The sequence below is a fragment of the Streptococcus sp. HMSC064D12 genome (assembly GCF_001837205.1).
Taxonomy (GTDB): Bacteria; Bacillota; Bacilli; order Lactobacillales; family Streptococcaceae; genus Streptococcus; species Streptococcus salivarius_D.
The window spans coordinates 1-492 of the sequence record NZ_KV831774.1 but is presented as its reverse complement, the minus strand read 5'-3'; the positions used below and the strand labels follow the sequence as shown (position 1 = coordinate 492).

At 54.9% G+C, this 492-nt stretch carries 1 pseudogene; it reads left to right on the top strand.

Annotation, left to right across the window (positions count from 1 at the left end):
• Positions 1 to 492: pseudogene (locus HMPREF2697_RS10575) on the top strand (MSCRAMM family adhesin SdrC); the annotation flags it as partial.

The window sequence follows — 492 nt, the reverse complement described above, 5'->3', positions numbered from 1 at the left end:
CGCTAGCGCTTGTTGACGCACTCATCGATGCACTTGTACTTGCCGATTCTGAAGCACTTGTTGAAGCACTCATTGATGCCGACGTACTTGCGGATTCGCTAGCACTTGTTGAGGCGCTCATCGAAGCCGACGTACTTGCGGACTCACTTGCACTTGTTGAGGCGCTCATTGAGGCCGACGTACTTGCCGACTCGCTCGCACTCGTTGACGCACTCATCGACGCGGACGTACTTGCTGACTCGCTCGCACTTGTTGACGCACTCATCGAGGCGCTTGTACTTGCAGATTCTGAAGCACTTGTTGAAGCGCTCATCGACGCTGACGTGCTGGCTGACTCACTGGCGCTGGTTGAAGCGCTCTGTGACGCACTGGTACTTGCTGACTCTGATGCACTTGTTGAAGCACTCATCGACGCGGACGTACTTGCCGATTCTGAAGCACTTGTTGAAGCGCTCTGTGACGCACTGGTACTTGCAGATTCAGACGCACTCG